Here is a 24,528-nt window from a genome sequence, read left to right on the forward strand (position 1 = left end):
AGCTCCTACACCTTCTTGGGGGAAAAGAATTTGGCGACCGTGCGCGCTCCGACATTGAGCAGGGCGACCAGCAGGATCAGCGTCAGCGCCGCACCCCAGAGCCGGTCGGTGGGCACTGGGTTGGCGCCTGCACCTGCTGAGATCTGGTCGTACATCATGCCCGGCAGAGATCCCATGAAACCGCCGAACATGTCGAAGTTCATCGCCTGGGCGTAGCCGACCAGGATCAGCAACGGTGCGGTCTCACCCATCACGCGGGCCAGCGCCAGCATGATGCCGGTGACGATGCCCGACAGCGCCGTCGGGATCACGATCCTGACGATGGTCTTCCATTTGGGTACGCCCAGTGCGTAACTTGCTTCGCGCAGATCCATCGGCACGATGCGCAGCATCTCCTCGGTGGCCCGCACGATCACCGGAATCATCAACAGCACCAACGACAGTGACACAGCGAACCCGGACCGGCCGAACCCGAGCGTGGCCACCCACAACGCGTAGATGAAAAGCGCCGCCACGATCGAGGGCACGCCGGTGAGGATGTCCACCATGAACGTGGTGACCTTGCCCAATCGGGTTCCGCTGCCGTACTCGACCAGGTACACGCCCACCATCACGCCGATCGGAATGGAGATCAGCGAGCACACGATGCCCTGCAGCAGGGTGCCGACGATCGCGTGATAGGCGCCGCCGCCGGCGGTAAACGTCGTCATCCCGGCCTGAGAGTTGGTGAACCACGTGGGTGAGGTCAATGCGGCCCACCCCCGGGTGATCACCGAATACAGCACCCACGCCAGCGGAATCAGAGCGACCAACAACGAAAGGGTCACCAGCACCGTGGCGAAGTGGTTGGTCAGCTTGCGGCGCAGGCTCACGCCCTGAAACGCGGGCGCCTTGACCGGCCGCTCAAGCGTGGAAGTCATGACCGTCCCCTTCCTGCCACCGCGGCACGAGCCAGCGAGTTCACCACGAAGGTGAGGATGAACAGCACCAGGCCGGCGGCAATGTAGGCGCCCGCCTTGTATTGGTCGTTGAATTCGCTTGCGGTGGCGGCGATCTTGCTGGCGAAGGTGTAACCGCCGTCGAACAGCGTCCAACCGAACGCGGTCTGGGTGCCGCGCAGGATGATCAGCAGCGCAATGGTCTCACCGAGCGCGCGGCCGAGTCCCAGCATGGCGCCGCTGATGTATCCGGACAATCCGAACGGAAGCACCGTCGTGCGCACCACTTCCCAGCGGGTGGCGCCCAGCGCCAGCGCGGCCTCGATCTGGCCGCGCGGGGTCTGGGTGAACACCTCGCGGGTGACCGCGGTGATGATCGGCAGGATCATCACCGCCAGCACGATGCCCGCGGTGAAGATCGTGCCGCCGCCGGCCACCGAAGCGTTGCCGGTCTTGAACAGGAACAACCAGTCCAAGTGTGTATTGAGCCACACCGCAAAGGGTTTGATCGCCGGCGCCAGGACATACAGGCCCCACACGCCGTAGACGATCGAGGGCACCGCTGCCAGCAGGTCCACCAGGTAGGCCAGCGGACCGGCCAACCGTCGCGATGAATACTGCGTGAGGTAGATCGCGATGCCCAGCGCCACCGGCATCGCCAGGACGAGCGCGAACACGGAGACGAACACGGTCACCTGAAGCAGCTCGAAGATGCCGAAGTGCATCGCCGAGGTGTCGGTGGTGATCCAGTTGCCGCCGTAGAGGAAGAAGTTCTCCTCGTTGCGGGTCAATGCCGGGACTGCGCGCCAGAGCAGGAACACCCCGATCGCCGCTATGAGCGCGACGATCAGGATGCCCGAGCCTTCGGCAAGCCCGTGGAAGATTCGGTCGCCGAGGCGGACCTTGGCTCCCTTGGACGGATCGGTGGAAATGGGTGCCGGTTCGGGGTGAGGGGACGCGAGCGCCTCCCCCGACCCCGAATCAGCTGGATTCGGCGTTGTCACTGTCGTCCCGTCGGGGCCCCTGGTCGTCATATGGTCGGTAAATCCATCCTCGCCCAAATCCGTCCTCTGATGCCAGTTCGGCTACTAGGCGATGGCCTCGACCGAGGTCATCAGGCGCTGCTTGAACTCGTCGGGCAGGGCGATGTATCCGGCCTGCGACAGACTGGCCTGGCCCTCGTTGGCGGCCACGGTCAGGAAGGACTTGACGGCCGCGGCGGTTTCGGCGTCGTACCCCTTCGAGCAAACAATCTCGTAGGTGGCCAGCACCAGCGGGTACGCGCCGGCTTCCTTCGTGGCGTACAGCGCGTTCAGGTCGAGGACCAGGTCCTTGCCCTCGCCCTCGAACTTGGCGGCACCGACGGCCTTGGTGGCGGACGCGTCGTCGAGCGGGACGGCGCCGGCTCCGCTGTCGATCTGGGCGTAGGGCAGGCCGGCCGCGGCGGCCGGGCTCTTCTCGACGTAGCCGATCGAGCCGGGGGTGGCCTGCACGGCCTGCACCACACCGGAGGACTTCTGCGCGCCCTCGCCGGCACCACCGTTGAACTCCTTGCCCGCTCCCTTGGTCCAGGTCTGCGGCGCGGCCGCGGCCAGGTACTTCTGGAAGTTGTCGGTGGTACCCGAGGAATCCGACCGGTAGATCGGCTTGATGTCCACGTCAGGCAGGTCGGTGCCGGCGTTGAGCGCAGCGATCGCCGGATCGTTCCACTTGTTGATCTGGCCCTGGAAGATCTTGGCGAGCACATCCGGGCTCACGACGAGCTTGTCGACGCCCTCGACGTTGTAGGCCAGCGCGACGGGGCCGAACACCAGCGGCAGGTTCCACGCCTCATTGCCGCCACACCGCTCGGCGGCCTTGGCGACCTGGTCTTCCTTGAGCGCCGAATCGGAGCCGGCGAAGGCGACCTGCTTGGCGATGAACTGGTCCACGCCCGCGCCCGAACCGGTCGGGTTGTAGGACAGGTTCTTCCCGGGGCACACCTGGCCCCACACCTTGTTGAACTCGGCAATGGCGTTCTGCTGGGCCGTGGAGCCCTCGGCGGTCAGCGAGGACTTACCGCCGCACTCGGCCGACGCGGAGCCGGCGCCCGCGGCCGCTGAGCTCGTACCGGTGGCGTTGTTGTCGCTGCCGCACGCGGTCAGGGTGAGCGCCGCAATGGCGGTCGCGGACAGCGCGACGCCGAACGGCTTGCCTACACCCTTGCCAATGCTGATGAGCTTCACTTGTCCCACTTTCGGTTGACGGCTTCGAACTCTCCGGCAACGTATTAGGCCGCAGTGGACAGCGCGCGGACAGCAGGTAAATCAGCAGTGAATAGGTTCAGCAAGTTCACAGCTAAACGGGTTAACCGGCGGCGTACGCCACGTCGACGGTGAACACCTCAAAACCCAAGTTTCGGTACGTCGCCACGGCCGCCGAGTTATCGGCCTCGACGTAGAGCAGCACGGTCGGTAGCGACCGCTCGGCGAGGTGGTGCAGGCCCACGAGCGTGAGCACCGAACCCAGACCGCGGCCCTGTGCGGACGGGTCGACGCCGACGACGTAGACCTCCCCGAGACCGCCCTCGTGGGTTTTCGTCCAGTGAAACCCCAGCAACGCCCCGGTGCGCTCGTCGAATGCCTCGAAAAGCCCCTCGGGGTCGAACCACGGCTCACCACGCCGCTCTTCGATGTCCTGTTCGGTCCAGCCGCCCTGTTCCGGGTGCCAGGCGAAGGCGGCGTTGTTGACCCGCAGGATCTCGGCATCGTCGCCGGGGCCGGCGTAGGTGCCGATCCGCACGCCGTCCGCGGTCCGCAGCGGCGGCAAATCGGCCAATGGGCGGCGCATCTGCAGCAGCTCGCGGACCGGCTTGAGCTCGAGGGCGGCCGCCAGCGCCCGGGCCGGCTCGAGGTTGCCGTGCGCCCAGATTCGCGTGCCCTCCGGCCCCTCGGCCAGCCCGGCACGGGCCAGCGCTGCGCCGACACCGCACCGCCTGGCCTGCGGGTGCACGACCAGTTCGGCCATCGCCGGGTCCTCGTCGCCGGCCGGGGCCAGGTTCAGGTACCCGACGAGATCTGCATCGCTGAAGGCCAGGAGGTGGCGGGTGCGGTCGTGGGCGAGTTCGCGCAGAACCTGATCACCCACCGGGGCGACGCCGTCGGCCGCGGCGGCAGCGGCGATGAGGGAGCGGATCGCGGTCTGGTCGGCTTCTGACAGCCCGGTGCGCCAGTCGAGTTCGGTCACTGGCCGGACAACCGCCCCGCCAACGGCTCGTCTGCGTCGTCGGTTGCCGGGTCGTCGTAGTCCTCGTCACCGTCGTCGGGCGCCGCCTCGGCGGTGGCCGTGTCGCCCGCCGGCGGGCGGCCGCGGGAGGGGCGCACGGCCTTGTATCCGACGTTGCGAACGGTGCCGATCAGCGATTCGTATTCGGGGCCGAGTTTGGCGCGCAGACGACGGACGTGTACGTCCACCGTGCGGGTACCGCCGAAGAAGTCATAACCCCATACCTCCTGCAGCAGCTGTGCCCGGGTGAAGACCCGGCCGGCGTGCTGGGCGAGGTATTTGAGCAGCTCGAATTCCTTGTAGGTGAGGTCGAGGGGGCGTCCGCGCAGGCGGGCGGTGTAGGTGCCTTCGTCGATCGCGAGTTCGCCGAGTGTGATCTTGCCGACGTTCTCCTGGTTGGCGCCGCCTCCGCGCCGGCCGACCAGTAGGCGCAGCCGGGCGTCGATCTCGGCCGGGCCGGTACCGGGCAGCAGGATCTCGTCGAGACCCCATTCGTGGTTGACCGCGACCAATCCACCCTCGTTGACGACTGCCACAACCGGAACAGAGGTACCCGTCGTCCCCAGCAGACGACACAGGCCACGAGCGGCCGCCAGGTCAGTGCGGGCATCGACGATTGCCACGTCGGCACTGCCCGCTTCCAGCAGAGAGGACACTTCTGTCGGTGCCGTGCGCACGGTGTGGGCCAGCAGACTCAACGAGGGCAGGACTGCCTCGGGATGCGGGTCGACGGTCAGTAGCAGTAGATCCAACAGGTCCTCCGGCGCGCCGGCAATCACTTCCCACGATCGCCCGGACCCCGATGTCCACACGGTCGGATTCGTGACTGACATGTAGCCGTTACCGGCCTTTAGTGAACTAACGATAACGCCTCACCTGCTGATTAGCCGCGCCGAGCGCCTTGATCCAACCGCTGTGGGCGACAATGTGCCGGTGCGCAAACTGCTGATCGGGCTCACCGCGACCGTGACCGCACTCGTCGTCGGGGTGGTCGGCACCGATTTCGGTTCGGCGATCTACGCCGAATACCGCCTCGCCCGCAACGTACGTACCGCGGCCGGCCTGCAGTGGGACCCCTGGGTGGCCATCCTGGGGTTCCCGTTCCTGAACCAGGTCCGCAACCATCGCTACCGGGAGATCGAGATTCGGGCGGCCGGCGTCGACCATCCGGTGGTGGGCAGGGCCTCGCTGGAGGCCACGCTGCACGGAATCGACCTCACCGACTCGTCATGGCTGATCCGCCCGGACGCGAAACTGCCGGTCAACAAGGCCGAGAGCCGCATCATCATCGACTCCACCCACATCGGCAGGTTCATGGGCATCGACGACCTGCTGGTGGAAGCTCCGTCCCGGGAAACCAACGACGCCACCGGGGGCACCACGGAGTCGGGGATTTCCAGCAGTCAGGGGCTGGTCTTCACCGGCACGCCCAAGGAATCCGGCCTGGACAAACGGGTCAGTGTCGCGGTCGACCTGTCGTTCGCCGACGGCGACGACACCACCCTGGTGCTGACCGCGACCGGCATCCTCACCGGCCCGGGTACCGCCGACGAGCCGGTGCCCGAGGAGAAGACCGCCGCGGTCCTGTCGGAGTTCAGTGACACGATCACCGGCCAGAAGTTGCCGTTCGGCATCGCCCCGACCACCGCGGGCGCCCGCGGCTCCGACGTGATCATCGAGGGCATCGCCGAGGGAGTAACGATCGACCTGGCGGGGTTCAGACAATCATGAGCTCTTCGATGGTGCTGGTCATCGTGGTGCTGATCGCCGCGCTGGGCGTCGCCTATGTGATCGGCCGTTTGATCACGCTGCGCGCGGGCATGATCAGGGCGGGCGAGGAGGCCGCCAACGTCGACACCAGTGACCTCGGGTTGTCACCCACCGGCCCGACGGTCCTGCATTTCTCCGCCCAATGGTGCGGCCCCTGCGCAGGAGTGCGCCGCGTAGTCGACCAAGTCTGTGACGAACTACCCGAAGTCGCTCACGTGGAGATCGACATGGACGCCAATCCCGAAGCCGCCAGGCGGCTTTCGGTTCTGTCGTTGCCCACGACCATCATCTTCGACCGCGACGGGCGGCCCCGATACCGCACCAGCGGGGTCCCCAAGGCCGCTGACCTGCGCTCGGCGCTGGAACCACTGTTGGCCTGACCGCGCGGTTATTGGGTAAGCTGTCGCTCGTGTCAGCCCGCCTTGAGCTCGTGCTCACCAAGCGCCGCGCAGTGGATCTGTGCCGCGTCGCGGGTTGCTGCTGTTGTTGTTGCTGTTGAGGGCAGCCGCGCGCTTTTGCGCGCCCGCTCAGGCCTTGGGCCTGGGCCTGCACACCATCAGACCTTCTACAACAACGGGAGTGCGTTTTCATGTCACCCACATCTACCCAACCCATCGCTGACGGTCGGCCCACCCAGGTCGACGTGCGGGGGCCACGGTTCGCCGCCTGGGTCACCACCGCGGCACTGATCGCGACGCTGCTGGTCGCAGGCGTGAGTGCGCCGGCAGCTGGGGTGCTGTTGGGTATTCAGGCCGTGGTGTTTGCCATCGGTGCCCTCGCCGGCCCCCGCAAGCATCCCTACGGTCGGTTGTTCGCCGGCCTCGTCGCGCCGCGCCTCGCCCCCACCACCGAGCGCGAGCCGGTGCCGCCGCTGAGATTCGCCCAACTGGTGGGCTTCGTGTTCGCGGCCGTGGGCACCGCGGGGTTCGCCTTCGGCATCTCCGCGCTCGGCCTGACCGCCACCGCCTTGGCGTTGGTGGCAGCCTTCCTCAACGCCGCCTTCGGCATCTGCCTGGGTTGCCAGGTCTACCCGCTGGTGGCGCGGTTGCGCCGCGTTCCAAGTCCTGCATGATTACCGATAGACATCTGAAACAGCAAGGAACCGAAAGGAATTCGTACATGGCACGTTCCGACGTCCTGGTCTCGACCGAATGGGCCGGGAACAACCTCGATACCCCTGGCGTGGTGTTCGTCGAGGTCGACGAGAACACCAGCGCCTACGACGACGAGGGGCACATCCCCGGCGCCGTAAAACTGGACTGGAAAGACGATCTGCAGGACGCCGTCAAGCGTGACTTCGTCGATCAGCAGCAGTTCTCGAAGTTGTTGTCCGACAAGGGCATCAGCAACGACGACACCGTGGTCCTGTATGGCGGCAACAACAACTGGTTCGCTGCCTACGCCTACTGGTACTTCAAGCTGTACGGCCACGCCGACGTCAAGCTGCTCGACGGCGGCCGCAAGCGCTGGGAACTCGACGCACGTCCGCTGGTCAAGGACGCCGTCAACCGAACCGCCACCTCCTACGCCGCCCAGCCTCTGGACAGCAACGTCCGGGCCTACCGCGACGAGGTCATCGCCGCGATCGGCACGAAGAACCTGGTCGACGTGCGTTCACCTGACGAGTTCTCCGGGAAGATCCTGGCGCCTGCGCACCTGCCGCAGGAGCAGAGCCAGCGCCCCGGGCATATCCCGGGCGCCATCAACGTTCCGTGGAGCAAGGCAGCCAACGAGGACGGCACCTTCAAGTCCGACGAGGAGCTGGCCAAGCTGTACGCCGCGGCCGGCCTCGACGGCGAGAAGGAGACCATCGCCTACTGCCGGATCGGTGAGCGTTCCTCGCACACCTGGTTCGTGCTGCAGGAGCTGCTGGGACACAAGAACGTGAAGAACTACGACGGCAGTTGGACCGAATACGGCTCCCTGGTGGGCGCCCCTATCGAGTTGGGAAATTGATATGTGCTCTGCACCCAAGCAAGGACAGACGTTGCCGGCCGGCGTCGACCTGGAGAAGGAAACCGTGATCACCGGCCGCGTGGTGGACGGCTCCGGCCAGGCGGTCGGCGGCGCCTTCGTGCGGCTGCTGGATTCCAGCGACGAGTTCACCGCTGAGGTCGTGGCCTCGGCCACCGGTGATTTCCGCTTCTTCGCCGCTCCGGGCACCTGGACCCTGCGCGCACTGTCCCCGGCGGGCAACGGCGATGCCAGCGTGGCCCCGACCGGTGCGGGTATCCACGAGGTCGACGTCAAGGTTGCTTGATCTCGCTACCGAACGTGAGCTTGTGTACGAGGATTCGCACGAATCTGACACACAAGCTCACGTTCGGCGTGTATTGGGGCGTCCCGACCCGGGGCGCCCGCATCTTCGACAAGGAACTAGACTCACTGCCGTGGTGCTCTTCTTCGAGATAATGCTCGTCGCGGCCGTCGTGGTCATCACGTGGTTCGCGTTGTACGCGCTGTACCGCCTCGTCACCGACGAGTCGTGACCTCCGACCGAGACATTCCAGCCGAGGCCCCTGTCCCCGAACCGGGCTCCGGCGACAGAGCCATAGCGGCCGCCGCGGAACGGGCCAAGGCTACGGCCACCCGTAACATTCCGGTCTTCGACGACCTCCCGGTGCCCGCCGATACCGCCAACTTGCGCGACGGCGTCGAACTCAACGATGCGTTGCTGGCGTTGTTGCCGCTGGTCGGCGTCTGGCGCGGCGAGGGCGAAGGGCGCGACACCCATGGCGACTACCGGTTCGGCCAGCAGATCGTGGTCTCCCACGACGGCGGCGATTACCTGATCTGGGATTCGCGGTCCTGGCGGCTGACCGAGACGGGTGAATACGACTCCCCCGGCCTGCGTGAAACCGGCTACTGGCGATTCGTGACCGATCCGGAAGATCCGACCGGCCGTGACGAGTCACAGGCCATCGAACTGCTGCTGGCCCATTCGGCCGGCTATGTCGAATTGTTCTACGGCAAGCCCCTCACGCAGGCGTCCTGGGAGCTGGTCACCGATGCGCTGGCCCGCAGCAAGTCCGGGTTGCTCGTCGGCGGCGCCAAGCGGCTCTACGGCATCGTCGAAGGCGGCGACCTGGGGTACGTGGAGGAGCGGGTGGACGCCGACGGCGGGCTGGTCCCGCACCTGTCGGCCCGACTGTCACGGATTGTCGGCTGATGCGCCGGCCATTGTTGGCGGCTGGTCTGCTTGCCGCGGCGGCTTTGCTCGGTGCATGTTCGTCCGAGGGTCCGCAACCGGCACCTGTCTCACCGCCGGCCGAGCACGGCACTTATGCGCACTGCCTGTCCGAGCACGGTGTGCCGATGGCGCCAGGGCCGATCGCGGGCCCGCCGTCCGGAGTCGACGACCGAACGTGGCAGGAAGCCACCAAGGCATGTTCGAGTCTGGCGCCCGGCCCCAGCGGCTAGTCACGACAACTCGCCCCACAGCGGACGCATAGCCGACGAATAACCCGCGCTCAGCGGGGACTCATACGGTCGATGCCGTGAAACACATTCTGCGAACCGCCTTTTGCGGCCTGGCCGCCTTCGCCGTGGTCGGTTCAGTGGCCGCATGTTCCTCGACCGAGTCGCCGGACCCGTCCCCCGCATCCTCGGCAGTATCGGTGCCTTCGACGAGGTCAGTCACCCCGGATGCCTTCGGAGAGTGCATGCAGGAGCACGGAATTCCGGCGCCGCCCGAAGGCACACCTGGCGCACCCGGCGGACCGGAGCATCCCGGCGGGCCAGAGCATCCCGGCGGGCCCGGACACCGACCGGACGGACCGCGCCCTGGTGGTGATGCCACGCCTCCCCCGCCGCCCGGCGTGGACCAGGCCCAGTGGGAAGACGCCATGCAGGCCTGCCAGTCACTGGCGCCACAACCGCCAGGGCAGTAACAGAGTCGGCCTACCCCAGACATGGGGCGGCCCCCGAGCCGTGGTACCTGGTTGGACAGACCGAGAGGCTCGGGGGCCGGGTGGCTGCGGGGAATTCGCCAGCGCGCGCAGGCAATACCCCGGCGCTGCTAGCGGGCAGCCACCTCACATGTCCATAAGTCACTCAATTTGACGGACCACCTCCTTCCCTGTGTACCGCGAAGCTACCACCGTCCCAGAAGGGGCTGCCAGTGATTTTTACGGTCAGTGCGAGCGCCTTTGCGAAGGACGTTCGCCGGACGTGTCCGACCGGCCGGACTACGGCGCGACGGGGGTATCCCCGAACTTCGAAGTCGGCCGCGTCGCGGGTTCCCGCCCTTCACCACTCTCGGTGAGGCCGATGCACTCACCGGTGTTGGCGCCCGTGCACGGGATGGAGCCACCGGGTATGTCCACAGCCGGCAGATCGGGGTTACCCGGTATACCGGCTTGTGGGCCATCTGGACCCACCGGCACACAGACTCCGCCGCGCAGGTCCTCCCCGGGTTCACAGCTCGCGACCGACTGCACCGGGTTCGAACCGGGCATCGCCGGGGAGACGGCAAGCGCGGGTACGGCGGCGATCACGAGTGAAAACCCGCCGGCAATCAAGAATTGCGATTTCTGAATATGCGGTATCGCCATGGCGTCACACTTCCTTCAGGACGCCGGCCGTTCATATTCGAGGGAAAACGCCGCCGGCGCCGACATGAAGGACCCTACGCTTTGCCGGCGACGGGTGTGCCGACTACTCACATTTGATCTCTGGACCATAAAAGCCCAGGCAAGGTGGACCCCCGGTCGGCCGAGCGAACAACGGTCAGCGATCGCTGACAATCGCCGCATCGACCAGGCCGGCTACGTCGGCGGCCAGCGGCGCATCGGTCAGCGGCTGCCCGTCCAACGTATGCACGCGGGCCGCGAGGGTGATGCTGGACACCAGCCAAACCCCTTGTGCGGTAAGAAGATCCGATGGCCTGAGAGCCCGGAAGTCGCAGTCGTAGCCCTTGTTGCGAGCCACCTCGAACAGAGCCTGCTGAGTGGTGCCGCGCAGGATCGGATACCACGGCGGCGGGGTGAGCAGCAGCGGCTGCCCGTCGTCGCCTTCGGCCGCGATCACCACGGTGGAACGCGGCCCCTCCAGGAGGTAACCATCGGAGCTGACGAAGATCACGTCACCCGCCCCGTGGCGCTCGGCATGCCGTAGCGCAGCCATGTTGACCGCATAGGACAGGGTCTTGGCGCCGGCTGCCAGCCACGGCATGTCACTGGCATTCAAGGGGAGCCCCCGGTCCAGGGTGATCGCCGCCAGCCCCTCGCGCCGCACCCTGGCCACCCGCTCGGCCAGGGCACCGATGGTGGCGAATGCGGTCGGTGATCCGCCGCTCTCCCGCCCACGGCTGTACACCAGGCGCAGCACCCCGTCGCCGTCGTTGTCCTCGGCCCAGCGCTCGGCCCCCAGCGCCACCGCCGCGCGCCAAGCCGGCAGGTCAGGCTCGGGCAGGTCCAACATCTTGGCGGACTGGCGCAACCGGCCCAGGTGGGCTTCCAACAGGCAGGGTCTGCCGTCACGCACCAGCAGCGTCTCGAAAACTCCATCTCCACGCACGGCAGCCAGGTCGTCGGCATGCAGCAGCGGGGTGTCAGGGTCGTGGATCTGCCCGTCCAGGGTGATCAGCACGGCTGGTTGGCTTGCCATGGGGCCACAGCGTAGTTTGCGCCCGCGGCCGGCTTGGGCGAAGAGCGACAAACGTACAGTTGGCCTATGACTGCACTACCGTCAGCAGTTCCGGCTCCTGAGGCCGGTCCCGACTCCGGCGCCGTCTGGCATTACGGAGATCCACTTGGTGAACAGCGGGCCGCAGCGCGAGACGCGGTCTTGGTGGACCGATCGCACCGGGCGGTGCTGACGTTGACCGGCAAGGACCGTCAGACCTGGTTGCACAGCATCTCCAGCCAGCACGTCAGCGCACTGCCGGACGGCGCCGTCACCGAGAACCTGAGCCTGGATTTGCAGGGCCGTGTCGAAGATCACTGGATCCAGACCGACCTGGACGGCACCACCTACGTGGACACCGAACCGTGGCGGGGCGAACCGCTGCTGGCTTATCTGCGCAAGATGGTGTTCTGGTCCGACGTGCAGATCGAGCCCGCGGATCTGGCGGTGCTCTCACTTCTGGGGCCCGGGCTCGCCGATGAGCAGGTCCTCAAGGCCCTGGGCATCGAGGAGTTGCCGCAGGAAGCGACGGCGGTGGCGCTGCCCGGCGGTGGGTTCCTGCGCCGACTGCCCGCCCCCGGCATGGAATTGGACCTGGTGGTGCCGCGCGCGGCGACGGCCGAATACACCGGGCGGCTCACCGCCGCCGGTGTGCGGCCGGCCGGCATCTGGGCCTACGAGGCGCACCGCGTGGCGTCCGGTCGGCCTCGCTTGGGTGTGGACACCGATGAGCGGACCATTCCGCATGAGGTCGGCTGGATCGGTGGCCCCGGGGTCGGGGCGGTCCATCTCGACAAGGGCTGCTACCGCGGCCAGGAGACCGTCGCGCGGGTGCACAACCTGGGCAAACCGCCCCGGATGCTGGTGATCCTGCAACTCGACGGCTCCGCCGACCGGCCGGTGACCGGCGACACGGTGACCGCCGGCGGACGCAATGTCGGCCGAATCGGCACAGTTGTCGAGCACGCCGACGAAGGCCCGATCGCGTTGGCGCTGCTCAAACGGGGTTTGCCGGCCGACACCGCGCTGATCGCCGGGGCGCAGGCACAGGCACCGGCCGTGATCGACCCGGATTCCATGCCGGGAGCCGATGCCACGGCCGGAGCCGGGCGCGCGGCGGTCGACCGTCTCCGCGGGCGTTAGGCCGTGGAACTGCACAGGAGCACGTAAACTCACTCGGTCACCGACGACGTGACGACCGTCTCTGCGCGGATGCCGCGATCCTGGAGATGGTCGTGTTGCTGTGCAACGACGCACCGCAGCCCGGGTCCCAGCCGCGCACCGTGAGGCAGGGCCTGACAGCACTTCGCGGGCAGGCACGGTAAAGTGTTGGCAGGACAATAAAGACACACAGATCGGAGCCGCCTAGCAATTGGGCCGCTCCGTTATTGCGCGAGGGGGTCCCCCCATGGGCCGCGGCCGGGCGAAGGCAAAGCAGACCAAGGTGGCACGTGAGTTGAAGTACAGCTCACCCAACACCGACTTCAGTCAGCTCCAACGTGAGCTGTCGGGATCTCCCGATTCCGGTGACGTCAATGACGACGCCGACGAATGGTCGGGTGAGGATGACTGGCGGCGCTGAGCCGCCTGCATTCCGTCCCAGAACTTAGACACGGGTCGCGCTGGTTGCGCATGACGCTTACCGGCGCGACCTTGTCTAACTGCTTCAGAACCGCGGATGCTGTCCGACCAGCTGGGCGCGCACACTGTCCTTCCCGCCCTTCTTGACGGTTCCCAGCGTCCAGCAGTCCAGGTGCCGTGCGGTCAGGATGGCCAGCGCGCGGTCGGTGTCCTCGGGCGCCACCACCGCGACCATCCCGACGCCCATGTTGAACGTCTTCTCCATCTCGGCACGCTCGATGCGTCCGCGCTGGGCGATCATCTGGAACACCGGCGCCGGTGTCCACGTACCGCGATCCAGTTCTGCGGTCAGCCCGTGGGGCACCACGCGCTCCAGGTTGCCCGCCAGGCCGCCGCCGGTGACGTGGCAGAACGTGCGCACCTGGGTCTCAGCGGCCAGCGCCAGGCAGTCCTTGGCATAGATGCGGGTCGGTTCCAGGAGCTCCTCACCGAGCGTGCGGCCGAACTCCTCGACGTGGCCGGCCAGGTTCATCCGGTCGATCTCCAGCAGCACCTTGCGGGCCAGGGAGTAGCCGTTGGAGTGCAGTCCACTGGATTTCATGGCGATGATCACGTCGCCGGGCCGGACCCGGTCGGGCCCGAGCACGTTGTCGGCCTCGACGATGCCCACACCGGTCGCGGAGATGTCGTAGTGGTCGGGTTCCATCAGACCGGGGTGTTCGGCCGTCTCTCCCCCCAGCAGGGCGCAGCCGGCCTGGACACAGCCCTCGGCGATGCCGGACACGATCGCGGCGACCCGCTCCGGGACGGTCCGGCCGACGGCGATGTAGTCCTGCAGGAAAAGGGGCTCGGCACCGCACACCACGAGGTCGTCGACCACCATGGCGACCAGGTCCACCCCGACGGTGTCATGCTTGTCCATGGCCTGCGCGACCGCCAGCTTGGTGCCCACTCCGTCGGTCGAGGACGCCAGCACCGGCTCGCGGTAGCCGCCGCGTAACGCGAACAGACCGGCAAAGCCACCCAGGCCGCCCCGGACCTCCGGGCGGGTCGCCTTGGCGGCGAGGGGTTTGAAGAGTTCAACAGCGCGGTCTCCGGCTTCGATATCGACCCCGGCTGACGCGTACGAAATGCTGTTGTGTTCGGCGATGCCGTGCTGTTCGGCGCCCTTAGTCATCGCAAGCAAGGCTACCGCCCCGCTCTTGCGGGGGTACAGCGCAGGAGGCGTTAAGAGCCCCTCAAGGCCTGCGCAGGGCCGAGGCGTTGTCGTTGTCGGCCTGCCGCGGGGTGCCGGTGCGGGCCGCTGGGGCCATTTCGCTCCTCGCGTGCGCAGACGCCAGCATGTGCTCGACGACGTTCTTGCCCAGCGCGGTCTCCCCCGGCAGCTCGATCGGGTAGACCCCGTCGAAACAGGCCGAGCACAGTCGGGTCGGCGGCTGCTCGGTGGCCGCGATCATTCCCTGCTGGGAGATGTAGCCCAGGCTGTCGGCGCCGATGGCGTGCCGCACGGCCTCCAGCATCTCGCCGGGGTGTTCGGCGGAGGCCGCATTGGCGATCAATTCGGCCGGGGTGGCGAAATCGATGCCGTAGAAGCACGGCCACTTCACCGGCGGCGAGGCGATCCGGACGTGGACCTCCAGCGCCCCGGCCTCACGCAGCATCCGAACCAGCGCCCGTTGGGTGTTGCCGCGCACGATCGAGTCGTCGACGACGATCAGGCGCTTGCCTCGGATCACCTCGCGCAGCGGGTTGAGCTTGAGCCGGATACCGAGCTGCCGGATGGTCTGGGACGGCTGGATGAAGGTGCGGCCCACGTAGGCGTTCTTCATCAGGCCCTGCCCGAACGGGATGCCCGATTCCTGTGCGTAACCGACCGCGGCCGGGGTTCCTGATTCCGGGACGCCGATCACCAGGTCGGCGTCGACCGGGTGCTCGCGGGCCAGCCTGCGGCCGATGTCGACGCGGGTGGCGTGCACCGAGCGGCCCACCAGCGTGCTGTCGGGACGGGCCAGGTAGACGTACTCGAACACGCAGCCCTTGGGTTCGGGGTTGGCGAACCGGGTGGATCGCACGCCGTCGGCATCGATGGCCAGCAGTTCGCCGGGTTCGATGTCGCGGACGAACGAGGCGCCGACGATGTCGAGCGCGGCGGTTTCCGAGGCCACCACCCAGCCCCGGTCGAGCCGGCCGAGCGCCAGCGGGCGCACCCCGTGCGGGTCACGCGCGGCGTAGAGGGTGTTCTCGTCCATGAAGGTCAGACAGAAGGCGCCGCGCACGGTGGGCAGCAGCTCCAGGGCGGCCTGCTCCAGGGTCGCGTCGGCGGCGCCGTGGGCCAGCAGCGCGCCCAGGATGTCGGAGTCAGTCGTGGCGGCCGGGGCGCCCTTCATCTCGATCAGTCCGGCTTCGCGGGCCCGGGCAGCCAGTTCGGCGGTGTTGACGAGGTTGCCGTTGTGGCCGAGTGCGACACCGGTTCCGGCAGCGGTGTTGCGGAATACCGGCTGGGCGTTTTCCCAGGTGGTGGAACCGGTCGTGGAGTAGCGGCAATGGCCGACGGCGACGTGGCCCGGCATGGCTGCCAGTGTCTGCTCGTCGAACACCTGACTGACCAGGCCGAGATCTTTGAACACCAGAATCTGCGAACCGTCGGACACGGCGATGCCCGCCGCCTCCTGGCCGCGATGCTGCAGGGCGTACAGGCCGTAGTAGGTGAGCTTGGCGACGTCTTCGCCTGGGGCCCAGACCCCGAATACGCCGCATTCCTCGCGCGGTTCGTTCTCGTCGTCGAGTTGCTGACCAGTCACGATAGGGCTGCTCCCGGGGCGGGCGGTTTGGTGACGTAACCGAGTCTACGGTCAACTCGGGTGTACAGCGGAATCCATCGCCGTGTCCGAAGCGGAATTCGCCTGCCCGGCCGGCAATGGACCGGGTGTCGAATCCGAAAGGCCCAGGCGAACTTCCGCGCACCGGTAGGCGAACGACGCGTGCAGCTCACAGTGGCGACAGATCGTGATAAATATCGCATTTCGGCGTCGCCGGCGGATGTGCCCCACACAGAACGGGTTCCCGACGGATGCCGTCAGCCACCCAGGGCGTGGGCCATGGCCACCACGACGGGACCGAGCAGCGGCAGCGCCACGTTGGAGAAGGCGTAGACGATCGCTTGATCACGTCGGCCGTGCCCGGGTCGTACTGGCCGAAGGTGGGCCGCTTGGAGCGGACCCAACCGAACAGCAGGCCCGTGAGCAGGCAGCCTCCGCCGGTGCCGAGAGTGAGCGGGATGTCGGCGACCTGCCGGACCAGGCCGCCGAGGAGGAAGCCGGCGACGATGTCGATGTCCAGCGTGGCGTCGTCTCCGCCGAGCTCCTCGCCGATGCGTTCACCGACGTGGACGAGGTTGTCGCGCAGGCCCACGACGAGGACGTGGTCACCGGCGGCCAATTCGAGGTCGGGTCGAAGTTCGACAGGCTTGCCGCCCCGCGAGACCTGCTCGGTCACCGTCGCGTCGGCCAACCCGTCCTGGACCCGCCCGACCGTCTGGCCCGCCGCGGTTTCGACCCGGTAGAGGCGTCCGACGATGCGCGGCGCCGCTGGGGTGGCAGTGTCCTCGTCGGAGTATCGGGATCCGCTGCTCTACACGGCGCAACCGCCGATTCCACTTACACTGGGGTGCAGGGCTATCCACCGTTCATTCGGCATCGATGCGCGCCAAGGGCAGCCACCGGGCCACCTCGGACGCCCGCGATCCCGACATTTGCACGGCCGCTCCGGCCGCGTCGAGATCGAGCAACCCGGTGGCCAGCAGCAACCAGGTGCGGGGATCGGTTTCCACGACGTTGGGTGGGTTGCCGCGGGTGTGACGTGGGCCTTCGATGCATTGCACCGCGACGAAGGGCGGCACCCTCAACTCGACGCTGGCTCCCGGTGCCAGCGCGGCCAGGGTGCGCGCGGTCAGGCGGACCGCCTCGGCCAGTTCGGCACGCGTGGGCTCGGTCCTGGTGGGTTCGCGTAGCCAGTCGGCCACGGCGGTGACCGCCGCCACGGTCTTTTGCGGATCGACACTGCCTCGCGCGGCCATGTCATAGAGTCTCGCAAAGTGTTTGCCGATCACCGTAATCCGCCGTACCGCCCGGCCGGTGCAGTGCTCTTGGTGATTCTCGCGGTGACCTTCGGGTTGATCGTCGCGCAGTTCCGGGGCGCTTTCGAGGCGAAGGCACCGTTGACGCTGCTGGCCTCGCGGGCGGGCCTGGTTCTGGATCCGGGTTCGAAGGTGACCTACAACGGCGTTCCCATCGGCCGGGTGGGCGCGGTGAGCACCGACGGCGGTGATCCGATTCGGGCTCGGGTGCGCCTCGACATCAATCCGAAGTACCTGGACCTGCTTCCGGCCAACGTATCGACCTCGATCCAGGCAACCACGGTGTTCGGAAACAAGTACGTGGCCTTCACTTCACCGGAACACCCAAGCACACAACGAGTTTCGACCTCGAAACCGATCGACGTCACGGCCGTCACCACCGAGTTCAACTCGTTGTTCGAAACCATCACCGCGATCACCGAACAGGTAGACCCGATCAAGCTGAACCAGACCCTGTCTGCCACCGCCGAGGCGCTGACCGGGCTGGGTGATGCGTTCGGGCAGTCGCTGGCCGACGGCAACACCATCCTCGACGATGTGAACCCGCGGATGCCTGCGCTTCGCCACGACATCGCCGCGCTGGCCGACCTCGGCGAGCGCTATGCCGAGGCCGGGCCCGACCTGTTCGACGGCCTGGGCGACGCCGCGCGCAGCGCGGCCACCTTCAACTCCCAGCGCGGAAACCTCGACGCCGCACTGGTCGCGGCGATCGGTTTCGCCGGAACCGGTTCCGACATCCTCGAGCGTGGCGGTCCCTATCTTCAGCGCGGTGCGCAGGATCTGCTCCCGACGTCGAAGCTGTTCGACAAGTACCAGGGGCAGTTGTTCTGCACCATCCGCAACTATCACGACGTCGCGCCGGCGTTCTATGCGACGTTCGGGGGCGACAACGGATATTCCTTCGAAAGCACCGGGACGTTGTCGAGCATCGGGGTGGGCAATACCTATGTTTATCCGGACAACCTGCCGCGGGTGAACGCCAAGGGCGGGCCCGAGGGCAAGCCCGGCTGCTGGAAGCCGATCACCGCCGAGCTGTGGCCGGCACCGTATCTGGTGATGGACACCGGACTGTCGATCGCACCGTACAACCATGTCGAACTGGGCTCGCCGATCTTCGTCGACTACGTCTGGGGGCGGCAGATCGGTGAGCCCACGATCAATCCGTGACCGCTCTACGATCTTGATCCGGGGGAATCGGGTGAGAGGGGACTTCGTGAACGGTAGTGCTGATGCCTAAACGTGCGATACCGGCGAGCCCCGAGCGGCCTGTGGCCTGGCCCCCGGGGCTTCCGGCCTGGCGTGCGGTCGGCCTGTCCCTGGCACCGATCGCAGCGGCGGCCTTCAACGGCGTAGCGGGCCTGTGCGCGGCGGTCATCGCCGCCGTGTTGATCTTCGCCTTCGCCCGGCTGCATCGGTATGCGCCGCAGGCGGTGTCGACAGGCGATCTGGTGGCCTCCACCGTGGGGCCGGCCGCCGGGCGGTTCACCAGCCTCGTGCAAATGGCGGCGTACGTGCTGCTGGGTGTGGGGGTCGCGCTCACCCTCGCGCTGCAACCGTTGAGCGGGGCTCCTGACCTGGAGACCGCCCTGGCCGGATGGTGGTGGCCGGGCTGGTCGGTGGCCGTGGTGGTCATCGCCGGGGCGGTGGTGGCCTACCTGCCCACCCGGGCGGTGGGTGCGACGGCTGCCGCCCTGGCCGGCACGGGCCTGCTGATTTTCCTCTACCTGTCTGTGGCGATCATGGCCCGCGTGGCGGCCGGGACCCCGCCGATGCAGTTCGGCGGGCCCGCGCCCGCCGATTCGGTCCTGCTGGTGACGGCGGCAGCCATCCCCCTCGGCCTGGGGCTGGTGGGATTCGAGGCGGCCACCGTGGTCAACGGCCGCCTGGAGTCCGTGGCGCGTCCGGTGGGGGCTGCGGTGGGGGTCACCGCGCTGACCACCGTCGTGCTGCTGCTGGCCGCCAACATCGGCGCGACCGGCGGGTTCACTCCCTCTGCGCAGAACCTCTCGTTGATCGTGTCCGAGTTCTACGCCGACGCCGGCTTCTACTGGTTCGTCACCGGCGCGTTGTGCCTTGGGTCGGCCGCGTTGCTGGGCCTGATGTGGGCGGCGACGCGGGTGGCGGCACGGCTGTTCGGTTCCGGTCCAGAGGTGGCGATCCTGGTTCCCGCGGCGATGTGCGTGCTGGCCGTGGGGTTCTGCCGCTTCCAGAACCATATCGGCGGATTGCAGAGCACCGTCGCCGCTCTTCTCCTGCTGGCCGTGTATACCCTTGTCACCGAAGCAAATTCGCGAGTGGCCGGCACCGCGGCGGCGCAGCAGGCGCCCCGGCTGATCCTGGTCGTGGTGGTGGTATGTGTGGTGTTGATCCCGCTGCGGGTCACCGATTTCGCGGTGTCCACGTTGTGGCCGCTGACCGTCGCAGCTGCGATCCTGGCGCTGGCCGCGCTGCTGGCCCGGCTTGGTAGGCCAGTGCAGCCAGCGCTCCCGCCTCATTGATCGCCAGGTGGGCCAGCATCGGTGCGGCCAGGCTGGCCGATCGCTGCGCAAGCCGGCCGAAAACCCATCCGGCGACACCGGTGGCCAGGACCGTCGGGAGCACGGGTTGTCCTGCGGCGCGCGCGTCGGCGATGTGCGAGAGCCCGAAGGCGGTGGCCTGCAGCACCTGACCACCGGCCGGGCCGAATGCGTCGGTACCGACCTTGCCCAGCGCGCCGCGGAAGGCGGCCTCCTCCGGCCAGACGGTCCCGAGCGGGATTCGCAGCGCCAACCATCGGTGCGGTTCGTCGGGCAGCGCTTTGCGGCGCATTCCGGCGCGCACCGGCGGCACCGTCGACGTTGCCGCCACACCGGCACTCACCGCGGTTGCGGCAGCGGCCCCCAATCGCAGGCCCGACCACACCGCCGGAGGCCGTAACCCCGGCCGGGCGCCGGTTGCGAGCATGAGCACACTGCCGAGCGCCACGCGCACCAGCGGCTGCCAACGAGCCGGCAGCCGAGGATCGACCAGACCGTTCCACCCGACCACTCCCGCGGCCAGCGCCACCGCGTGAAGCCTGCTGGCCGGCATCAGTATTCGGGCCCGTCGTTGGCCTCGATCTTCTCCAGGGCCGTCCGGATGCGCTCGGTGTCCTCGGGCGTCCAGCCCGGCGGCGGAGCCACTGCCACCCAGCCGTCGAGTACCGATTCGCCGTAGTTGTGCCCGTGCCCGGCCGGCACGCTCGACGCGTTGGTGATGTCGGCGGCCACTTGCCAGAACGTGATGATCGGATACCAGCGCATCGAGGCGGTGCGGTCCGTGCCCGGCGGTTCGACCAGCCAGTCAGGTTCGGAGAACAGCAGATCCGTCGACCACCAGACGATCGGGTCCGACGGGTGCTGCAGGAACAGGACGCGGGTGCCTTCCCACGGGGCCGCGGCGTCTTCGGCGATCTCGGCAGCGTTGGCAGCCTCGGAGAACCGCACCGTGCGGCCGTTGTCGTAACGGGGCCGCACCTGTGGGGTCCCCGGGTCGCGGCGCGCGGTCAGGCCGCTCCACAACGGGCTGGCGTTGGGCGGGCCGACCCACAACACCGAAGAGAAACCCATCCTGGCGATATCGGGCAACCAGCTGAATGCACCCTGGCCACCCATCGATCCCAAGCTCTCGCCGTACAGCACCAGCTTGGGCCGGTGGTCGGGGGGCCGCTGCGCCCAGCGCGCCTGGATCGCGTCGATCATCATCCGGCCGATGTCCATGGACTTCTCCCGGTCACCCATGAACGAAATCCAGCTCGGCAGATAGGAATACTGCATGCCCACCATCGCGGTATCGCCGTTGTACATCAGCTCCAGCGCGCGGGCGGCCACCGGGTTGACCCAACCGGTGCCGGTGGTCGGGACGATGACCAGGAGCTTGCGGTCGAAGGCATGGGTTCGCTCAAGCTCGCTGAGCAGCACGGCAATTCGCTGCTCGTCGGTCTCGGCGGTGTTCAGGCCGGCGTATACCCGGATGGGTTCTTTGGCCGGCGCACCGTTGACGTTTTCCAACTCTGGGGCACGTGGTCCGGCCGCCACGAAGTTGCGGCCCTGAAAGCCAAGAGAATCCCACGCTGCGAATGATTCTGGGCTACCGGATCTTTCAGGCTCGACGGGTTGACTGATGCCCTCACGGGTGGTGGTGTTCTGCGGCTGGAACACCCGGCTGGCGCCGGCCAGGAACCCGCGGTAGAGCACGCCGTTGACCAGGCTGACCACCAGCACCACCACGATCGCGGTGCCGACGAACTGGGCCACCTCCCGGTGCAGATGCCAGCGCCGGATGAACATCCTGGCCAGCAGCCGCACGATGTCACGCAACAGCCGTGCCGTGGCTATCAGCGCGCCACCCACCGCGACCGCGATGATCATGGTGCGCAGATAGCCCAGCGTGGCCGGGCCTTCCATGCCCATCAATGCCGAAACCTGCCGCTGCCAGGCCGCCGCGGGAATAAGCATCAGCACGCACGCCGCGATGGCGCCGGTCACCACGAACGCCTTGAGCCAGTAGGCCGTCCGCTTCGACGGCGGCCACCAGGCACGGTTGCGTAAACCGAAGCGGTACAGCGCTTTACCCAGCAGCAGCCCGATGCCGTAGCCGATGGCAGCGTTGATGCCGCCGATCAGCCCGGCGAACAGCCAGTCGCGGGGCAGCAGCGACGGGGTCAGCGAGAGACAGAAGAACAGGGCTCCGACGGCGATGCCGGCGAAGTCCAATCGCACCAGGCTCCAGGCCCAGCGCAGCAGGGGATGACGTTCGTCGAGGGCTTTTGCCGTCACCCGAACAGCCCGGGCAGCACGCCCTCCGACGTGCTCCGTAGCTCCGCGAGGGTGATGCTGAACTGGCCTTGGACTTCGATCAACGGTTCTCCGCCTTCGGGCCCCTGGTCGACGACGCCGACCCGTGTCACCGGCAGGTCCCTGGCCTCACACATCGCCCGGAACCGGCTCTCCTCGGTGCGCGGCACAGCCACCAGCGCCCGGCCGGCGGATTCGGAGAACAGGAAGACGAACGGATCGACATTCTCCGGAAGGATCACCCGGCAACCGGTTTCACCGGCCAGTGCGGCCTCCACCACGGCCTGGATCAGGCCACCTTCGGACAGGTCGTGTGCCGCCGAGATCAGGCCGTCGCGTGACGCTGCGGTCAGCACCTCGGCCAGCAGCTTCTCGCGGGCCAGGTCCACCTTGGGCGGGACACCACCGAGGTGATCGGCGGTGACCTGGGCCCAGACCGATCCGTCGAACTCGTCGTGGGTGTCGCCGAGCAGCAGTAGCGTCTCACCCGGCTCGGTGCCGAGGCCCGTGGGGATGCGTCGCTTCACGTCGTCGATCACCCCGAGCACGCCCACCACCGGAGTCGGCAAAATCGCCGTGGAACCGGTCTGGTTGTAGAAACTGACGTTGCCGCCGGTGACCGGAATGCCCAGAGTGGCACAGCCATCGGCCAACCCGCGGACAGCCTGGCTGAACTGCCACATCACGCCCGGGTCTTCGGGCGACCCGAAGTTGAGGCAGTTGGTCACGGCGACGGGGGTGGCCCCGGTGACCGCGACGTTGCGGTAGGCCTCGGCCAACGCCAGCTGTGCACCGGTGTACGGGTCCAGCTGGGTGTAGCGGCCCGACGCATCGGTGGAAACGGCGATGCCGCGGCCGGTGGTCTCGTCGATGCGCAGCACGCCGCCGTCGGCGTGCTCGGCCAGCACGGTGTTGCCGCGCACGTAGCGGTCGTACTGCTCGGTGATGAAGGCCCGGCTGCACAGGTGCGGGCTGCCGATCAGGGCCAGCAGGGTGGCCTTGAGCTCGTCGCCGGTCTTGGGCCGCGGCAGCTTCGCCGAGGTGTCGGCGACCAGGGCGTCCTGGCTGTCCGGACGGGCCACCGGGCGCTGGTAGACCGGGCCCTCGTGGGCCACGGTGCGCGGCGGCACGTCGACCACGGTCTCGCCGTGCCAGGTGATCTGCAGCCGGTCCCCGTCGGTGACCTCGCCGATCACCGTGGCCAGCACCTCCCACTTGCGGCAGACGGCCATGAACGCCTCGACGTTGTCGGGCGTCACCACGGCGCACATGCGTTCCTGGGACTCACTGGAGAGCACCTCGGCCGGGGTCATGTCCTTGGCGCGCAGCGGCACCTGATCCAGCTCGATGCGCATCCCGCCGTCGCCGGCGGACGCGAGTTCAGAGGTGGCACAGGACAATCCGGCGCCACCGAGATCCTGGATGCCGACCACGAGCCCGGCCGAGTACAGCTCGAGACAGCACTCGATCAGCACCTTCTCGGTGAACGGGTCGCCCACCTGAACGCTCGGCAGCTTCTTGCGGCCCGCGCCACTCTCGTCGCCGCTGAAGGTGTCCGACGCCAGCACCGAGACACCGCCGATACCGTCCAGGCCGGTGCGCGCACCGAACAGGATGATCTTGTTGCCGGTGCCCGAGGCGAAGGCCAGGTGCAGGTCTTCCTTGCGCAGGGCGCCCACGCACAGCGCGTTGACCAACGGGTTGCCCGCGTAGGACGGGTCGAAGATCGTCTCGCCGCCGATGTTGGGCAGGCCCAGCGAGTTGCCGTAGCCGCCGACGCCGCGCACCACGCCGTCGAGCACGCGGCGGGTGTCGGGGGCGTCGGCCGCACCGAAGCGCAGCTGGTCCATCACCGCCACCGGGCGGGCACCCATCGCCATGATGTCGCGGACGATGCCGCCCACACCGGTGGCCGCACCCTGGTAGGGCTCGACGTAGGACGGGTGGTTGTGGGACTCGACCTTGAAGGTGACCGCCCAGCCGTCGCCGATGTCGACCACGCCGGCGTTCTCACCGATGCCGGCCAGCATGCCGGCGCGCATCTCGTCGGTGGTGGTCTCGCCGAAGTAGCGCAGGTGCACCTTCGAGGACTTGTAGGAGCAGTGTTCGCTCCACATCACCGAGTACATGGCCAGCTCGGCATCGGTGGGGCGACGGCCCAGGATCTCGCGAATCCGCTGGTACTCGTCGTCCTTGAGACCGAGTTCGCGGTAGGGCTGCGGCTGATCGGGGGTGGCGGCTGCCCGCTCCACAGTGTCCTGGGTCGATGTACGGCCGTGGGTGAGCTCAGACGTCACGGACCCAGTTTAGTAGCTGCTCGCGCGGAGGCGCGTGCCGCCGCTGATGCGCTCACTCCGTGCGGGCACCGCTGTGGGCTCTGCCACAACGCCGGCGCCCCTCA

Annotated in this window: 26 protein-coding genes; 13 read left to right on the top strand and 13 right to left on the bottom strand. The window is 67.8% G+C overall.

Features of this window, described 5'->3' with window-relative positions; genetic code table 11:
• Positions 1–5: 5 nt before the first annotated feature.
• From pstA to E0T84_RS10140, 5 genes are all read right to left on the bottom strand, one after another.
• Complete coding sequence (pstA, locus tag E0T84_RS10120; protein WP_070946905.1) at positions 6–920, bottom strand: phosphate ABC transporter permease PstA; 915 nt, start codon at positions 918–920, stop codon at positions 6–8.
• Positions 917–1,972, bottom strand: coding sequence for a phosphate ABC transporter permease subunit PstC (pstC, locus tag E0T84_RS10125; RefSeq protein ID WP_075910169.1), 1,056 nt, complete (start codon positions 1,970–1,972; stop codon positions 917–919). Before pstC ends, pstA begins: the two co-directional genes overlap by 4 nt.
• A gap of 54 nt (positions 1,973–2,026) precedes the next feature.
• Entirely contained in the window at positions 2,027–3,163 is a 1,137-nt protein-coding gene (gene pstS, locus E0T84_RS10130; protein WP_138744385.1) for a phosphate ABC transporter substrate-binding protein PstS, read from the bottom strand.
• Positions 3,164–3,284: 121 nt separating this feature from the next.
• Positions 3,285–4,163: a mycothiol synthase gene (gene mshD, locus E0T84_RS10135; RefSeq protein ID WP_138744386.1), complete on the bottom strand. Its 879-nt coding sequence runs from the start codon at positions 4,161–4,163 to the stop codon at positions 3,285–3,287.
• On the bottom strand, positions 4,160–4,957 hold the full coding sequence (locus E0T84_RS10140) for a response regulator transcription factor (protein ID WP_171054979.1): 798 nt from the start codon (positions 4,955–4,957) through the stop codon (positions 4,160–4,162). Before E0T84_RS10140 ends, mshD begins: the two co-directional genes overlap by 4 nt.
• Positions 4,958–5,117: 160 nt before the next feature.
• On the opposite strand from E0T84_RS10140, the gene lmeA reads away from it, so the two are divergent.
• From lmeA to E0T84_RS10185, 9 genes are all read left to right on the top strand, one after another.
• Complete coding sequence (gene lmeA / locus E0T84_RS10145; RefSeq protein ID WP_138744387.1) at positions 5,118–5,933, top strand: mannan chain length control protein LmeA; 816 nt, start codon at positions 5,118–5,120, stop codon at positions 5,931–5,933.
• Positions 5,930–6,352 carry a thioredoxin family protein gene (locus E0T84_RS10150; protein WP_138744388.1) on the top strand — a complete coding sequence of 141 codons (423 nt, stop codon included), beginning with the start codon at positions 5,930–5,932 and terminating at the stop codon, positions 6,350–6,352. The genes lmeA and E0T84_RS10150 overlap by 4 nt, the downstream gene beginning before the upstream one ends.
• Positions 6,353–6,381: 29 nt before the next feature.
• Entirely contained in the window at positions 6,382–6,471 is a 90-nt protein-coding gene (locus tag E0T84_RS32690; protein WP_350222965.1) for an Ms5788A family Cys-rich leader peptide, read from the top strand.
• Between the two features lie 90 nt (positions 6,472–6,561).
• The gene (locus E0T84_RS10155) at positions 6,562–7,044 is read left to right on the top strand and encodes a DUF4395 domain-containing protein (RefSeq protein ID WP_138744389.1); all 483 of its coding nucleotides are present in this window, start codon (positions 6,562–6,564) and stop codon (positions 7,042–7,044) included.
• 47 nt (positions 7,045–7,091) lie between these two features.
• Positions 7,092–7,928, top strand: coding sequence for a sulfurtransferase (locus E0T84_RS10160; protein ID WP_138744390.1), 837 nt, complete (start codon positions 7,092–7,094; stop codon positions 7,926–7,928).
• 1 nt (position 7,929) lies between these two features.
• Positions 7,930–8,232, top strand: coding sequence for a DUF1416 domain-containing protein (locus tag E0T84_RS10165; RefSeq protein WP_029369850.1), 303 nt, complete (start codon positions 7,930–7,932; stop codon positions 8,230–8,232).
• Between the two features lie 225 nt (positions 8,233–8,457).
• Positions 8,458–9,141: an FABP family protein gene (locus E0T84_RS10175; RefSeq protein WP_070947049.1), complete on the top strand. Its 684-nt coding sequence runs from the start codon at positions 8,458–8,460 to the stop codon at positions 9,139–9,141.
• Entirely contained in the window at positions 9,141–9,392 is a 252-nt protein-coding gene (locus E0T84_RS10180) for a hypothetical protein (RefSeq protein WP_070947050.1), read from the top strand. The genes E0T84_RS10175 and E0T84_RS10180 overlap by 1 nt, the downstream gene beginning before the upstream one ends.
• A 77-nt stretch (positions 9,393–9,469) precedes the next feature.
• Complete coding sequence (locus tag E0T84_RS10185) at positions 9,470–9,862, top strand: hypothetical protein (protein ID WP_171054972.1); 393 nt, start codon at positions 9,470–9,472, stop codon at positions 9,860–9,862.
• A gap of 838 nt (positions 9,863–10,700) precedes the next feature.
• On the opposite strand, the gene E0T84_RS10195 is transcribed toward E0T84_RS10185, so the two are convergent.
• Entirely contained in the window at positions 10,701–11,579 is an 879-nt protein-coding gene (locus tag E0T84_RS10195; protein ID WP_171054973.1) for an aminodeoxychorismate lyase, read from the bottom strand.
• Between the two features lie 66 nt (positions 11,580–11,645).
• On the opposite strand from E0T84_RS10195, the gene E0T84_RS10200 reads away from it, so the two are divergent.
• A complete protein-coding gene (locus E0T84_RS10200; protein WP_138744391.1) occupies positions 11,646–12,740 on the top strand; it encodes a folate-binding protein YgfZ in 1,095 nt (364 codons plus the stop codon).
• A gap of 265 nt (positions 12,741–13,005) precedes the next feature.
• Positions 13,006–13,179, top strand: a complete 174-nt coding sequence (locus tag E0T84_RS10205) for a DUF3073 domain-containing protein (protein ID WP_019342977.1) — start codon at positions 13,006–13,008, stop codon at positions 13,177–13,179.
• An 84-nt stretch (positions 13,180–13,263) separates the two neighbouring features.
• On the opposite strand, the gene purM is transcribed toward E0T84_RS10205, so the two are convergent.
• From purM to E0T84_RS10225, 4 genes are all read right to left on the bottom strand, one after another.
• Positions 13,264–14,355 carry a phosphoribosylformylglycinamidine cyclo-ligase gene (purM, locus tag E0T84_RS10210; protein WP_070947054.1) on the bottom strand — a complete coding sequence of 364 codons (1,092 nt, stop codon included), beginning with the start codon at positions 14,353–14,355 and terminating at the stop codon, positions 13,264–13,266.
• Positions 14,356–14,416: 61 nt separating this feature from the next.
• Positions 14,417–15,979 (bottom strand): amidophosphoribosyltransferase, encoded by a 1,563-nt coding sequence (gene purF / locus E0T84_RS10215; protein ID WP_138744392.1) that lies wholly within the window; start codon positions 15,977–15,979, stop codon positions 14,417–14,419.
• 187 nt (positions 15,980–16,166) lie between these two features.
• On the bottom strand, positions 16,167–16,688 hold the full coding sequence (locus E0T84_RS10220; protein WP_138744393.1) for a hypothetical protein: 522 nt from the start codon (positions 16,686–16,688) through the stop codon (positions 16,167–16,169).
• A gap of 175 nt (positions 16,689–16,863) precedes the next feature.
• A complete protein-coding gene (locus E0T84_RS10225; protein WP_070947057.1) occupies positions 16,864–17,253 on the bottom strand; it encodes a sterol carrier family protein in 390 nt (129 codons plus the stop codon).
• Between the two features lie 18 nt (positions 17,254–17,271).
• Here E0T84_RS10225 and E0T84_RS10230 point away from each other — a divergent pair, with 18 nt between their 5' ends.
• Together E0T84_RS10230 and E0T84_RS10235 are read left to right on the top strand one after the other, a co-directional pair.
• Positions 17,272–18,480, top strand: a complete 1,209-nt coding sequence (locus tag E0T84_RS10230) for an MCE family protein (RefSeq protein WP_070947058.1) — start codon at positions 17,272–17,274, stop codon at positions 18,478–18,480.
• A 62-nt stretch (positions 18,481–18,542) separates the two neighbouring features.
• Complete coding sequence (locus E0T84_RS10235; protein WP_070947077.1) at positions 18,543–19,811, top strand: APC family permease; 1,269 nt, start codon at positions 18,543–18,545, stop codon at positions 19,809–19,811.
• On the opposite strand, the gene E0T84_RS10240 is transcribed toward E0T84_RS10235, so the two are convergent.
• The 3 genes from E0T84_RS10240 to purL are packed head-to-tail and all read right to left on the bottom strand — an operon-like array spanning position 19,693 to position 24,424.
• A complete protein-coding gene (locus E0T84_RS10240) occupies positions 19,693–20,382 on the bottom strand; it encodes a CPBP family intramembrane glutamic endopeptidase (RefSeq protein ID WP_075909953.1) in 690 nt (229 codons plus the stop codon). The genes E0T84_RS10235 and E0T84_RS10240 overlap by 119 nt on opposite strands.
• Positions 20,382–22,109, bottom strand: coding sequence for an alpha/beta-hydrolase family protein (locus E0T84_RS10245; protein ID WP_070947060.1), 1,728 nt, complete (start codon positions 22,107–22,109; stop codon positions 20,382–20,384). Before E0T84_RS10245 ends, E0T84_RS10240 begins: the two co-directional genes overlap by 1 nt.
• Positions 22,106–24,424: a phosphoribosylformylglycinamidine synthase subunit PurL gene (purL, locus tag E0T84_RS10250; RefSeq protein ID WP_138744394.1), complete on the bottom strand. Its 2,319-nt coding sequence runs from the start codon at positions 24,422–24,424 to the stop codon at positions 22,106–22,108. The genes E0T84_RS10245 and purL overlap by 4 nt, the downstream gene beginning before the upstream one ends.
• Positions 24,425–24,528: the final 104 nt, after the last annotated feature.

It is taken from the genome of Mycobacterium sp. DBP42 (assembly GCF_005924235.1).
In the GTDB taxonomy this organism is placed as follows: domain Bacteria; phylum Actinomycetota; class Actinomycetes; order Mycobacteriales; family Mycobacteriaceae; genus Mycobacterium; species Mycobacterium syngnathidarum.